Source organism: Pseudomonas abietaniphila, assembly GCF_039697315.1.
Lineage (GTDB): Bacteria > Pseudomonadota > Gammaproteobacteria > Pseudomonadales > Pseudomonadaceae > Aquipseudomonas > Aquipseudomonas abietaniphila_B.
Genome location: NZ_CP155619.1, coordinates 4,443,196 through 4,456,774, shown reverse-complemented (window position 1 = coordinate 4,456,774; position 13,579 = coordinate 4,443,196). Strand labels below are relative to the sequence as shown.

Here is a 13,579-nt window from a genome sequence, read left to right as displayed (position 1 = left end):
ACAGCCGGTATAGATAGAAGGAAAGCAGTTCGATGCCGCAGGTGGACCCAGATTTGTTCGATCGCGGCCAGTTCCAGGCCGAACTGGCGTTGAAGGCGAGCCCGATCGCGGCCTTCAAAAAAGCCATCCGTCAGGCCCGCGAGGTGCTGGACGAACGTTTCAAGTCTGGCCGGGAGATTCGTCGACTGATCGAGGATCGCGCCTGGTTCGTCGACAACATCCTGCAACAGGCCTGGGAACAGTTCGACTGGAGCGAAGACGCCGACATCGCCCTACTGGCGGTTGGCGGTTACGGCCGTGGCGAGCTGCACCCCTATTCCGATATCGACCTGCTGATCCTGCTCGACAGCGCTGATCACGAGATCTTCCGCGACTCCATCGAGCGCTTTCTGACCCTGCTGTGGGACATCGGCCTGGAAGTCGGTCAGAGCGTGCGCTCTGTCGACGAGTGCGCCACTGAAGCCCGCGCCGACCTGACGGTGATCACCAACCTGATGGAAAGCCGCACCATTGCCGGCCCCGAGCATCTGCGCCAGCGCATGCTGGAAGTCACCAGCACGGGTGAAATGTGGCCAAGCAAGGAGTTTTTCCTCGCCAAACGCGCTGAGCAGAAGACGCGCCACCACAAGTATTTCGACACTGAGTACAACCTGGAGCCCAACGTCAAAGGCTCGCCGGGTGGTCTGCGTGATATCCAGACCATTCTCTGGGTTGCGCGGCGCCAGTACGGGACGCTGAACCTGCATGCACTCGCCGACCAGGGCTTCCTGCTTGAGAGCGAGAATGCACTGCTGGCGTCTTCCCAGGAGTTTCTCTGGAAAGTCCGCTACGCCCTGCACATGCTGGCCGGCCGTTCCGAAGACCGGCTGCTGTTCGATTACCAGACCAACATCGCGCGTCTGCTGGGTTATCAGGACAGCGACGCGAAGCTGGCCATCGAGCGCTTCATGCAGAAGTACTATCGCGTGGTCATGAGCATCGCCCAACTGAGCGACCTGATCATTCAGCACTTCGAGGAAGTGATCCTGTCGGACGACGAAAACACCGTCACCGAATCGATCAATTCACGCTTCCAGCTGCACGACGGTTACATCGAAGCGACCAACCCGAACGTCTTCAAGCGTACGCCGTTCGCCATGCTGGAAATTTTCGTGCTGATGGCACAACGCCCGGAAATCAAGGGCGTACGCGCCGACACCATTCGCTTGCTGCGCGAACATCGGCACTTGATCAATGACGATTTCCGCAACGATATCCGCAATACCAGTCTGTTCATCGAGCTGTTCAAGTGCGAGATCGGCATTCATCGCAACCTGCGCCGCATGAACCGCTACGGCATTCTGGGTTTGTATCTGCCGGAATTCGGACACATCGTCGGGCAGATGCAGCATGACCTGTTCCATATCTATACGGTCGACGCTCACACCCTGAACTTGATCAAACACCTGCGTAAGCTTCAGTACACGCAGGTGTCAGAGAAATTCCCGCTGGCCAGCAAGCTCATGGGCAAATTGCCCAAACCGGAGCTGATCTACCTGGCAGGCCTTTACCACGACATCGGCAAAGGCCGTGGTGGCGATCACTCGGAGTTGGGCGCGGTGGATGCCGAAGCCTTTGCCATTCGTCATCATTTGCCCCACTGGGACACCCAGCTGATTGTCTGGCTGGTGCAAAACCACCTGGTGATGTCGACCACCGCCCAGCGCAAAGACCTGTCCGATCCTCAAGTGATCCACGATTTTGCCCAGTTCGTGGGTGACGAAGTGCACCTTGATTACCTCTATGTGCTGACCGTCGCCGACATCAACGCGACCAACCCGACGCTGTGGAACTCGTGGCGTGCCAGCCTGTTGCGCCAGCTGTACACCGAAACCAAGCGCGCGCTCAAACGCGGCCTGGAAAACCCGGTGGACCGCGAGGAACAGATCCGTCGCACCCAAAGCGCGGCGCTGGACATCCTGGTGCGCAACGGCACCGACCCAGACGACGTCGAGCAACTGTGGTCGCAACTGGGCGACGACTACTTCCTGCGTCATACCGCGGGCGACGTGGCCTGGCACAGCGACGCCATCTTGCAGCAACCCGCTGACGGCGGACCGCTGGTGTTGATCAAAGAAACCACGCAGCGCGAATTCGAAGGCGGCACGCAGATCTTCATCTATGCGCCCGACCAGCACGATTTCTTCGCGGTAACCGTGGCTGCGATGGATCAGCTGAACCTGAACATTCACGACGCACGGGTCATCACCTCGACCAGCCAGTTCACCCTCGACACCTACATCGTGCTCGACAGCGAGGGCGGTTCGATCGGCGACAACCCTGAGCGGATCAAGGCCATCCGCGACGGCCTGACCGAGGCGCTGCGCAACCCTGACGATTACCCGACCATCATCAAACGTCGCGTGCCGCGTCAGCTCAAGCATTTCGCCTTCGCGCCGGTGGTGACCATTTCCAACGATGCGCAGCGTCCGGTTACCGTGCTCGAGCTGAGCGCGCCCGATCGCCCAGGGCTGCTGGCCCGCGTCGGCAAGATTTTCCTGGAGTTCGATCTGTCGTTGCAGAACGCCAAGATCGCAACGCTCGGCGAACGCGTGGAAGACGTGTTCTTCCTGACCGACGAAAACCACCAGCCGCTGTCCGATCCGCAACTGTGCAGTCGCCTGCGGGACGCGATCGTCGAGCAACTGAGCGTCAACCCGGAGCCGAGCAGCGAACTGCGGATCAGCATCTGATACCCGATTCAACGACCTGAACATTCGATTCAAGGCGCCCTCCCCGAGGGAAGGCGCCCCGCTTCTTGAGACCGATCGCCCATGAATAACGCCCTGCAACAGCTTCAGCCTTACCCGTTCGAAAAGCTTCGAGCCCTGCTCGGCAGTGTCACGCCGAACCCGGACAAGAACGCGATTGCGCTCTCTATTGGCGAACCCAAGCACACGTCACCGGCGTTCGTCGCCAAAGCGTTGGCCGACAACCTCGACCAGATGGCGGTCTATCCCACCACCGCAGGCATTCCTGCGTTGCGTGAAGCCATCGCCAAATGGTGCGAACGTCGTTTCAGCGTGCCTGAAGGCTGGCTGGACGCAGGCAAGCACGTGTTGCCGGTCAACGGCACCCGTGAAGCGCTGTTTGCCTTTACCCAGACGGTGGTCAACCGCAGTGATGACGGACTGGTGGTAAGCCCGAACCCCTTCTACCAGATCTATGAAGGCGCGGCGTTCCTGGCCGGCGCCAAGCCGCATTACCTGCCCTGCCTGGCCGAACACGGCTTCAATCCGGATTTCGATGCAGTCCCTGCCGATATCTGGAAGCGCTGCCAGATTCTGTTCCTGTGCTCCCCCGGCAACCCGACGGGCGCGTTGATCCCCGTCGAAACGCTGAAAAAACTCATCGCGCTGGCCGACGAACATGACTTCGTGATCGCCGCGGACGAATGCTACAGCGAGCTGTACTTCGATGAAGGCACCCCGCCGCCGGGCCTGCTCAGTGCTTGCGCCGAACTGGGCCGCAAAGACTTCAAGCGTTGCGTGGTGTTCCACAGCCTGTCCAAACGCTCGAACCTGCCGGGCCTGCGTTCGGGCTTCGTGGCTGGCGATGCCGATATCCTCAAAGCCTTTCTGCTGTACCGCACGTACCACGGCTGCGCGATGCCGGTTCAAACCCAGCTTGCGAGCATTGCGGCCTGGAACGACGAAGAACATGTGCGCGCCAACCGCACGCTGTATCGCGAGAAGTTTGACGCCGTCCTGGACATCCTTTCGCCGGTCATGGACGTACAGCGCCCCGATGGCGGCTTTTACTTGTGGCCGAGCGTCGGAGGCGACGACGCACAATTCTGCCGCGATCTGTTCGTCAACGAACACGTGACCGTGGTGCCAGGCTCCTACCTGTCCCGTGATGTCGACGGTTTCAACCCGGGTGCCGGCCGTGTGCGCATGGCGCTTGTTGCGCCGCTGGCCGAGTGCGTCGAGGCGGCAGAGCGGATTCGCGAGTTCATCAGGAACCGGTGATCGCGTTCCGGCGGAGCTATTTCACCACGCCAAGGTTGGCCTCGTTCAGGTCCAGCTCGGCCAGTACGATCCGCAGCACGTCATCACCGATCTGGTGATGACGGTGCAGGCTGTACAGCTCCAGTCGCTGGGCCCGCAACGCATTGACGCGCATCCGTTTTTCCAGCTGATCCATCTGGAACGCCAGGGCCTGGGCCTCGGCGGTGTCGTTGAAAATCTCCAGACGATGCCGGTATTCGGACATGATCCGCGACTTCACTTCGGTGGCTAGCACGGCCTGGGCGGCATCGGGCGAGGTGCTGGTCGCGCCGGGAATCTCCTGGTTTTCCAGCGTCTGGATGGCCGCCTCGGCGGTGCGCTTCCAGGCGTCGCGCACTTCTCGCTTGAGGCGCAGGTCCGGCTCGGAAACCAGCCCGCGCAACAGCAGTGGCAAACAGATACTCGCCACCACCAGTGACAGCAAGATCACACCCGCCGCAATGAAAATCAGGAGATCTCGCTCGGGAAACGCGATCCCTGCGGCAATCAGCATCGGCACCGACAGCGTACCGGCCAGTGTCACCGCTCCCCGCACACCACCCACTGTCAGCAGCAACGAGGAACGCGTCGACAATTCGACCATGCCTTCGTTATGCCCGCGCCAACGCCCGACCAGCACCATCAGCCGCCAGACACTGCGCACCCAGACATAGCGCAGCACCGCCAGCACTACAAAAATTGCCAAGACATCAAGGCAGCGCCAGAGCAAGGTCGGCCAGAGCGTGGGCTCATCGTGGGTGACCGCGCTGACGATGTCCGGCAGTTGCAAACCCAGCAGCAGGAAAATCAGGCCATTGAACGCAAACTCCAGCAAGGTCCAGACACTGCGATTGAGTAACCGGGTGCTGGTCTGACGCGGCAGCAGGTCGACCCAGCTTTGCATCATGCCCGCCGCCACCGCCGAGAGGATGCCCGACAGTTCCAGACGCTCCGCCAGTACATACGCGGCAAACGGCAGCAGCAACATGAACACCACATGGGTCGCCGGATCGTCCCAGCCCCGCGTGATCATCCAGCTACGAAAGCGCCCCACCAGCCAGCTCAGGACGACACCGACCGCCAAACCGCCGCAGGCAACCAGCAAGAACGTGAGGCTCGCATCCGTGAGTGAAAAGATCCCGGTGATGGCCGCCGCCAGGGCAAATTTAAAGGTCACCAGACCGGTTGCGTCGTTCATCAACGCCTCACCTTGCAACAGCCGCATGATCGGCGCGGGCAAACGGTCCTGAGCGATCGCCGACACCGCCACAGCATCCGTCGGCGACAGGACAGCGGCCAGCGCGAAGGCCACCGGCAGCGGAATGGTCGGCAACAGCCAGTGGATGAAATACCCCGCGCCAATGACCGTGAAGATCACCAGCCCTACCGCCATGGTCAGGATCGGGCCGCGATAGCGCCAGAAATCGCGCTTCGGCATGCGCCAGCCATCGGAGAACAACAACGGCGGCAGAAACAGGAAAAGAAACAGCTCGGGGTCCAGTGCAACGTGCAGCCCGAGGGTGGGCCACGCCAGCAACGCGCCCGCTGCGATCTGGACCAGCGGTAACGGCAGCGGGATGACCCGGGCCAGCAATCGCGAGACACCTACCAGCGTCAACAAGATAAGGACGGTATAGGCTGTCTGCATTGCGTGTTTCCCCGAACGAGCGACTTTTTGACTGACACCCGGAGCAGACCCGTGCGCAGCGTCGAAGTGCCATATTAGCCGTTTAAGCTCCTGCCACGTCTTGATACATAGGTATGACCGCGCACCGGTATCGTCTGTAAACCTGCTCAACGCATCGGCAGTCCGCGCCCAAGCGGTTCGTACGTGGCATAATCCGTCACCGTTTTTTTCAATATCCCAAAGGGGGCAAGCTCATGGCCGATAAAAAGTTGCACCTTTACGGGATCAAGGCGTGCGACACGATGAAGAAGGCTCGCACCTGGCTCGATGAAAAACCGGTGAGCTACGATTTCCACGACTACAAAACCCAGGGCATCGACCGCGAACACCTGACCCAGTGGTGCAATGAGCACGGCTGGCAGACGGTGCTGAATCGCGCCGGTACGACCTTTCGCAAACTGGACGAGGCGCAGAAAGCCGATCTCGACCAGGACAAGGCGATCGAACTGATGCTCGCCCAGCCGTCGATGATCAAGCGCCCAGTCTTGGATCTTGGCGGCAAAACCCTGATTGGCTTCAAACCCGAACTGTACGCAGCGGCTATCGCCTGATTGAGATAGCCCTAAATAACGAGGTATTTCCATGTCCACTTCCCTGTTCAGCCTGGCCTTCGGCGTTGGCACTCAAAACCGTCAAGGCACCTGGCTGGAAGTTTTCTACGCCCTGCCGCTGCTCAACCCGTCGGCTGAAATCGTCGCCGCCGTTGCGCCGATCCTCGGTTACACCGGTGGCAACCAGGCCATCACCTTCAACACTGACCTCGCCTCGAAGCTGGCTGACGCGTTGAAATCGGTGGACTCCGTACAGGCTGCGCTGCTGACCCGCCTGGCTGAAAGCCACAAGCCGCTGGTCGCCACATTGCTGGCCGAAGATGCCGCACTGACGTCCACGCCTGAGGCTTACCTCAAGCTGCATCTGCTGTCTCACCGTCTGGTCAAACCTCACGGCCTGAGCCTGGCGGGCGTATTCCCGTTGCTGCCGAACGTGGCATGGACCAGCCAAGGCGCCATCGACCTGGGCGAGCTGGCTGAACGTCAACTGGAAGCCCGTCTGAAAGGCGAGCTGCTGGAAGTGTTTTCCGTGGACAAATTCCCGAAAATGACCGACTACGTCGTGCCAGCCGGCGTGCGCATCGCTGATACGGCGCGCGTCCGTCTGGGCGCCTACATCGGTGAAGGCACCACCGTGATGCACGAAGGTTTCGTCAACTTCAACGGCGGCACCGAAGGCCCGGGCATGATCGAAGGCCGCGTGTCGGCTGGCGTATTCGTCGGCAAGGGTTCGGACCTGGGCGGCGGCTGCTCGACCATGGGCACCCTGTCAGGCGGCGGCAACATCGTGATCAAGGTCGGCGAAGGCTGCCTGATCGGTGCGAACGCCGGTATCGGCATTCCGTTGGGCGACCGCAACACCGTGGAAGCCGGTTTGTACATCACCGCAGGCACCAAGGTCGCCCTGCTGGATGAGAAGAACGAACTGGTCAAGGTGCTCAAAGCCCGTGATCTGGCCGGCCAACCTGACCTGCTGTTCCGTCGCAACTCGCAAACCGGCGCCGTGGAATGCAAATCCCACAAGTCGGCCATCGAGCTGAACGAAGCGCTGCACGCTCACAACTGATCGACGTGCAGGCACGAATTCAGTTTGAATTCGTGCCTGCAGTGCAGAGAGCACGATTTTTATGTCCCTCATTTCTCCCTGGCGCGCTGACTTCCCTGCCCTCGACGCCCTTGAACGGCAAGGCCAGACCTACCTGGACAGCGCCGCCACCGCACAAAAGCCTCAAGCCCTGATCGACGCACTGGCGCATTACTACGGCAATGGCGCCGCCAATGTGCACCGTGCGCAGCATCTGCCGGGTGCCATGGCGACTCAGGCGTTCGAGGACACTCGCCACAAAGTCGCCGAATGGCTGCATGCCGGTGCTTGCGGACAAGTCGTCTTCACCCACGGCGCGACCTCGGCGTTCAACCTGCTGGCCTACGGGCTGGAACACCTGTTTCAGGCCGGCGACGAGATCGTCATCAGCGCACTGGAACACCACGCCAACCTGCTGCCCTGGCAGCAACTGGCTAAACGCCGCGACCTGAAGCTGGTGGTGCTGCCGCTGACCGCACAGGGCGTGATCGATCTCGATGCCGCGCGCAGTCTCATCACTTCGCGGACACGCCTGCTCGCTGTCAGCCAGCTGTCCAACGTGCTGGGCACTTGGCAGCCAGTCACCGCGTTGATTGCGCTGGCGAAGGCTCATGGGGCATTCGCCGTGATCGACGGGGCTCAAGGTGTGGTCCACGGTCGCCACGACGTGCAGGCGCTGGACTGCGACTTTTACGTGTTTTCCAGCCACAAGCTGTACGGCCCTGACGGCGTCGGTGTGTTGTTCGGTCGGCATCAGGCCCTGGCGCAATTGCGGCCCTGGCAGTTCGGGGGTGAGATGGTGTTGCAGGCCGATTACCACCACGCCACCTTTCGCCCGGCCCCGCTGGGTTTCGAGGCCGGCACGCCGCCTGTTTCCGGCGTGATCGGGCTGGGCGCGACGCTGGACTACCTGAACGACGTCAACCACGTCGCAGCCGCCGAGCATGAGACGCGTCTGCACGCGCTGCTGCGTGCCGGGCTGATGCTGCGCGAGGGCGTGCAGCTTGTGGGCGAGCCGGAAGTGGCGCTGGTGAGCTTCGTGATCGACGGCGTGCACAATGCCGATCTGGCGCATCTACTGACCGAGCAGGGCATCGCCGTGCGTGCAGGCCATCATTGTGCGATTCCGTTGATCAAGAGCCTGGGCCTGTCCGGCGCCATTCGTGTATCGCTGGGGCTGTATAACGATTCCGACGACCTGGAGCGTTTTTTCAACGCACTGGATCAAGCACTGGAGTTGCTGCGATGACTTTGCCCGATGAGGCCCGGACCGCGCTTGAAACGTTCGGCTCCTCGCTGAGCTGGGAGCAGCGTGCGCGCCTGCTCATGCAGTGGGGCGACCGGTTGCCGGCCATGGCGGATGACGAAAAGAGCGACGAGCATCTCGTGGACGGTTGCGAGAGCAAGGTCTGGCTACTCGGCGATGTCGTCGACGGTCACTGGCAGTTTCGTGCTGCGAGCGATGCGCGGTTGATTCGCGGGCTGGTGGCGCTGTTGCTGGCACGGGTCAACGGTCTGACGGCGCAGGATCTGCACCAGGTCGACCTGCCGATCTGGTTCAATCAATTGGGCTTGAGCCGCCAGCTGTCACCGTCACGCAGCAACGGCCTCAATGCGGTGCTGCAGAAGATGCGGGAATTGGCGGGTTGAGCCACGGACGCAGACGCCGGTTTCAGCCTGTAGGAAATCCATGGTTCTCAAACCAGTGGTGTCAGTCCGTTCCTTGAGGGTCGCAAAGCCTGAAAGCATGCGCCACCTGCTGGATGACGCAGAGCGTCATTGAATGTGTTACCACGCGGAGCGCGGGAACAATCAGCTTGCTCACGATGGGATTCATTCAGTCTCATCAAAGGTGAGTGAGACACCGCATTCGTCAGCAAGCTAACTCCCACAGGTTTTATGTTCATTCAACGATTGAGGTGATGAATCTAAAAAGCGCAGCGCGCTGTGGCTTTTGATCTTCATGCCGCAGCAGGCCAGACACCACAAAACGCGACTTGGGTGCAGGCTGAACGCAGGCGGCGTGGAGTGGGACGAGCGGCATGGATGCCGCGAGAGCGCTGCTAGGACATGGATGTCCGTTCAGCGCGGGCCCACGGAGCGTCGCCGGAGTGAAGGAACTCCGACGAAGGAGGAGCCCAACCAGGAGCATAAGACCCTTGGTTACTTGGGGTCTTTTCAAGTAACCCGCCGAAGGCGGAACAGTTTGGACGTTAGGACAAACCAAACCATCAGCGTCACCCCAAATAGTGGAAATGCACACCATACAAGCGAGCTTGCTCCCTCAAGGGTCAAGACCGCCGGCCATTCAGGGCTGAGCTTCTTCCTTCGCCTTGGCCCGATCAGCCGGGCGCCTCACGCCCGCGACGATCTTGTCCACCGCTTTGGTCGCCGCCACCATTCCGAAGGTGGCAGTCACCATCATCACCGCGCCAAATCCACCGGCGCAATCCAGCTTCACGCCGTCGCCCACAAAGCTTTTCTGAAGACAGATGCTGCCGTCCGGCTTCGGGTAGCGCAGTTGTTCGGTCGAAAACACGCACGGCACGCTGTAATGACGAGTGACCGTGCGCGAAAACCCGTAATCGCGGCGCAGGGTTGAACGCACTTTTGAGGCCAGCGGGTCGTTGTAGGTGCGGTTGAGGTCACACACTTGGATCAGCGTCGGGTCGATCTGCCCGCCCGCACCGCCTGTGGTGATGATCTGGATCTTGCGCCGCTTGCACCAGGCGATCAGCGCCGCCTTGGCGTTGACGCTGTCGATGCAATCAAGCACGCAGTCGATGTTCGGCGTGATGTACTCGGCCATGGTCTCGCGGGTGACGAAATCGGCCACGGCGTGCACGGTGCAATCCGGGTTGATTTCACGCAGACGGTCGGCCATGACCTCAACCTTGGGCCGACCGACGGTGCTGGTCAGGGCATGCAGCTGGCGATTGCTGTTGCTGACGCAGACGTCGTCCATGTCGAACAGCGATATCTCGCCCACGCCGCAGCGGGCCATGGCTTCCGCAGCCCACGAACCGACGCCGCCAATGCCGACCACCGCGACATGGGCGGCGCGCAAGCGCTCCAGGCCTTCGATGCCGTACAAACGGGCGACGCCAGCAAACCGCGGATCTTCTGTGCTCATGACCAATACCCCAAAAAACCGGCGCGCATTATAGGCCGTGCCTGAATTTGGAACAGCTGTCTGTTACAGGTGTTTGGTCTGAAAAACAGGATCTTCTCTTTGAAGCTGTTTCCCTGTGGGAGCGAATTCATTCGCGAGAGGACCGCACAACCGACATCCATGCATCGACTGGAAAATTTTTCGCGAATGAATTCGCTCCCACAGGCAGTGTTTTCCGCGCCTACAAATCGGCAAGCGCCAAGGTATCAGAGAGAAACGGACTACATTTTTTTCGGAATAGAACTTCAACCTTTGTCGGCTGCCAAAGCTCTTGCCGGCTGACGTCTGTCAGCTTTTCCCCGTTCCCCTTTTGGAACCTGAAGTACCTATGCCATCGCGTAAATTTGGACTCAACCTGGTAGTCGTCGTGGCGATCGCCGCGATGTTTACCGGTTTCTGGGCGTTGATCAACCGCCCCGTCACCGCCCCCAACTGGCCTGAACAGATCTCCGGATTCTCCTACTCACCCTTCCGACTGGGGCAAAGCCCACAAAAAGGCGTGTACCCGTCCGACGACGAAATGCGTCAGGATCTGGAGCTCATGAGTAAAGAGACTGACAACATCCGCATTTATTCGGTGGATGGCAGCCTCAAGGACATCCCCAAACTGGCCGAAGAATTTGGCCTGCGTGTCACGCTGGGCATCTGGATCAGCCCGGATCTGGAGCGCAACGAACGGGAAATCAACACCGCCATCGAGCTGGCCAACACCACTCGCAGCGTCGTTCGCGTCGTGGTGGGCAACGAGGCGCTGTTTCGCGAGGAGATCACCCCCAAGGACCTGATCGCGATCCTCGACCGCGTCCGCGCAGCGGTAAAAGTGCCGGTCACCACGTCCGAGCAATGGCACATCTGGGAGAAATACCCGGAGCTCGGCAAGCACGTCGATCTGATCGCCGCGCACATCCTGCCCTATTGGGAACACATCCCGATGGAGAAAGCCGGGCAGTTCGTCTTCGACCGGGCGCGGGAGCTGAAGCACATGTTCCCGAAAAAGCCTTTGCTGCTGTCGGAAGTCGGCTGGCCGAGTAATGGCCACATGCGCGGTGGAGCCGATGCGACGCAGGCCGATCAGGCGATTTACCTGCGCACACTGGTCAACAAACTCAACCGTCAGGGCTTCAACTACTTCGTGATCGAGGCCTTCGACCAGCCGTGGAAGGCCAGCGACGAAGGGTCGGTCGGCGCGTACTGGGGCGTGTTCAACGCAGCGCGCCAGCAGAAATTCAACTTCGAAGGTCCGGTGGTCGCGATCCCGCAATGGCGAGTATTGGCCATCGGCTCCGCGGTGTTGGCGATGCTGGCACTGGCCTTGATGCTGATCGATGGCTCGGCCCTGCGCCAGCGCGGTCGGACCTTTCTGACGTTTATCGCGTTCCTTTGCGGTTCGGTGCTGGTGTGGATCGGCTACGACTACAGCCAGCAGTACAGCACCTGGTTCAGCCTGCTGGTCGGGTTCCTTCTGGCGCTCGGTGCATTCGGGGTCTTCATCGTGTTGCTGACCGAGGCGCACGAGCTGGCCGAAGCGGTCTGGACCCACAAGCGGCGGCGTGAATTCCTGCCGGTTGAGACGGATACCGCCTACAGGCCGAAAGTCTCGGTGCATGTGCCCTGCTACAACGAGCCGCCGGAGATGGTCAAACAGACCCTCAACGCCCTGGCCGCACTGGATTATCCGGATTTCGAAGTGTTGCTGATCGACAACAACACCAAGGACCCGGCCGTCTGGGAACCCGTGAAGGCCCATTGCGAGATGCTCGGCGAGCGCTTCAAGTTCTTTCACGTCGCGCCACTGGCCGGTTTCAAGGGCGGTGCGCTGAACTACCTGATTCCGCACACCGCGCCGGACGCCGAAGTGATCGCGGTGATCGACTCGGACTACTGCGTCGACCGCAACTGGCTCAAGCACATGGTCCCGCACTTCGCCGACCCGAAAATTGCCGTCGTGCAGTCGCCGCAGGACTACCGCGATCAGCATGAAAGCGCGTTCAAGAAGCTGTGCTATTCGGAATACAAAGGTTTCTTCCACATCGGCATGGTCACCCGCAACGATCGTGACGCGATCATTCAGCACGGCACGATGACCATGACCCGTCGTTCGGTGCTGGAAGAACTGGGCTGGGCCGACTGGTGCATCTGTGAAGACGCCGAGCTGGGCCTGCGCGTCTTCGAAAAAGGCTATTCAGCCGCCTACGCCCACAACAGCTACGGCAAGGGCCTGATGCCGGACACCTTCATCGACTTCAAGAAACAGCGTTTCCGCTGGGCCTATGGCGCGATTCAGATCATCAAGCGTCATGCCGCCAGCCTGCTGCGCGGCAAGGGCACCGAATTGACCCGTGGTCAGCGCTATCACTTCCTCGCGGGCTGGCTGCCGTGGGTCGCCGACGGCATGAACATCTTCTTCACGGTCGGCGCGCTGTTGTGGTCGTCGGCGATGATCATCGTGCCCAACCGGGTCGATCCGCCCTTGCTGATTTTCGCGATTCCGCCGCTGGCGCTGTTCTTCTTCAAGGTCGGCAAGATCATCTTCCTGTACCGTCGCGCCGTCGGCGTGAACCTCAAGGATGCGCTCTACGCCGCGCTGGCCGGGCTGGCGTTGTCGCACACCATCGCCAAGGCCGTGTTGTATGGCTTCTTCACCACCAGCATCCCGTTCTTCCGCACGCCTAAAAATGCGGACAGCCACGGTCTGCTGGTCGCGATTTCCGAGGCGCGGGAAGAGCTGTTCATCATGTTGCTGTTGTGGGGCGCGGCGCTGGGCATCTGCCTGGTGCAGGGTCTGCCGAGCAATGACATGCGTTTCTGGGTGACCATGCTGCTGGTGCAATCGCTGCCGTATCTGGCCGCGCTGATCATGGCTTTCCTGTCCTCGCTGCCGAAACCGAAGACGGCGACCGAGCCCGCGACGGCCTGAAACAATTGTGCGCTGTACTAAACGGCGGCCTTCGGGTCGCCGTTTTGATTTAAGATAACCGCCGTTTTGTAGGAGCGCGCTTGCCCGCGAATGCTTTGTGTCAGATACCTATGATGTGCCAGACAGAACGCATTCGCGGG

Annotated in this window: 9 protein-coding genes; 7 read left to right on the top strand and 2 right to left on the bottom strand. The window is 60.7% G+C overall.

Annotation, left to right across the window (positions count from 1 at the left end; genetic code table 11):
- Nucleotides 1-32 precede the first annotated feature (32 nt).
- Nucleotides 33-2,732 carry a [protein-PII] uridylyltransferase gene (locus tag ABDX87_RS19650; RefSeq protein ID WP_346829379.1) on the top strand — a complete coding sequence of 900 codons (2,700 nt, stop codon included), beginning with the start codon at nucleotides 33-35 and terminating at the stop codon, nucleotides 2,730-2,732.
- A gap of 81 nt (nucleotides 2,733-2,813) precedes the next feature.
- Entirely contained in the window at nucleotides 2,814-4,010 is a 1,197-nt protein-coding gene (gene dapC / locus ABDX87_RS19645) for a succinyldiaminopimelate transaminase (RefSeq protein WP_346829378.1), read from the top strand.
- A gap of 16 nt (nucleotides 4,011-4,026) precedes the next feature.
- Here the strand turns inward: dapC and ABDX87_RS19640 are convergent, their stop codons facing one another.
- Nucleotides 4,027-5,676 (bottom strand): Na+/H+ antiporter, encoded by a 1,650-nt coding sequence (locus tag ABDX87_RS19640; RefSeq protein ID WP_346829377.1) that lies wholly within the window; start codon nucleotides 5,674-5,676, stop codon nucleotides 4,027-4,029.
- Between the two features lie 233 nt (nucleotides 5,677-5,909).
- On the opposite strand from ABDX87_RS19640, the gene ABDX87_RS19635 reads away from it, so the two are divergent.
- The 4 genes from ABDX87_RS19635 (at nucleotide 5,910) to ABDX87_RS19620 (ending at nucleotide 9,000) form a co-directional block, all read left to right on the top strand.
- On the top strand, nucleotides 5,910-6,266 hold the full coding sequence (locus ABDX87_RS19635) for an ArsC family reductase (protein ID WP_062383165.1): 357 nt from the start codon (nucleotides 5,910-5,912) through the stop codon (nucleotides 6,264-6,266).
- Nucleotides 6,267-6,297: 31 nt separating this feature from the next.
- Complete coding sequence (dapD, locus tag ABDX87_RS19630; protein ID WP_346829376.1) at nucleotides 6,298-7,332, top strand: 2,3,4,5-tetrahydropyridine-2,6-dicarboxylate N-succinyltransferase; 1,035 nt, start codon at nucleotides 6,298-6,300, stop codon at nucleotides 7,330-7,332.
- A 61-nt stretch (nucleotides 7,333-7,393) separates the two neighbouring features.
- Entirely contained in the window at nucleotides 7,394-8,599 is a 1,206-nt protein-coding gene (locus ABDX87_RS19625; protein WP_346829375.1) for an aminotransferase class V-fold PLP-dependent enzyme, read from the top strand.
- Nucleotides 8,596-9,000 carry a SufE family protein gene (locus tag ABDX87_RS19620; protein ID WP_346829374.1) on the top strand — a complete coding sequence of 135 codons (405 nt, stop codon included), beginning with the start codon at nucleotides 8,596-8,598 and terminating at the stop codon, nucleotides 8,998-9,000. The genes ABDX87_RS19625 and ABDX87_RS19620 overlap by 4 nt, the downstream gene beginning before the upstream one ends.
- A gap of 658 nt (nucleotides 9,001-9,658) precedes the next feature.
- On the opposite strand, the gene tcdA is transcribed toward ABDX87_RS19620, so the two are convergent.
- A complete protein-coding gene (gene tcdA / locus ABDX87_RS19615; protein ID WP_346829373.1) occupies nucleotides 9,659-10,489 on the bottom strand; it encodes a tRNA cyclic N6-threonylcarbamoyladenosine(37) synthase TcdA in 831 nt (276 codons plus the stop codon).
- 361 nt (nucleotides 10,490-10,850) lie between these two features.
- Between tcdA and ABDX87_RS19610 the strand changes: the two genes are divergently transcribed.
- A complete protein-coding gene (locus tag ABDX87_RS19610; protein ID WP_346829372.1) occupies nucleotides 10,851-13,439 on the top strand; it encodes a glycosyltransferase family 2 protein in 2,589 nt (862 codons plus the stop codon).
- Nucleotides 13,440-13,579: the final 140 nt, after the last annotated feature.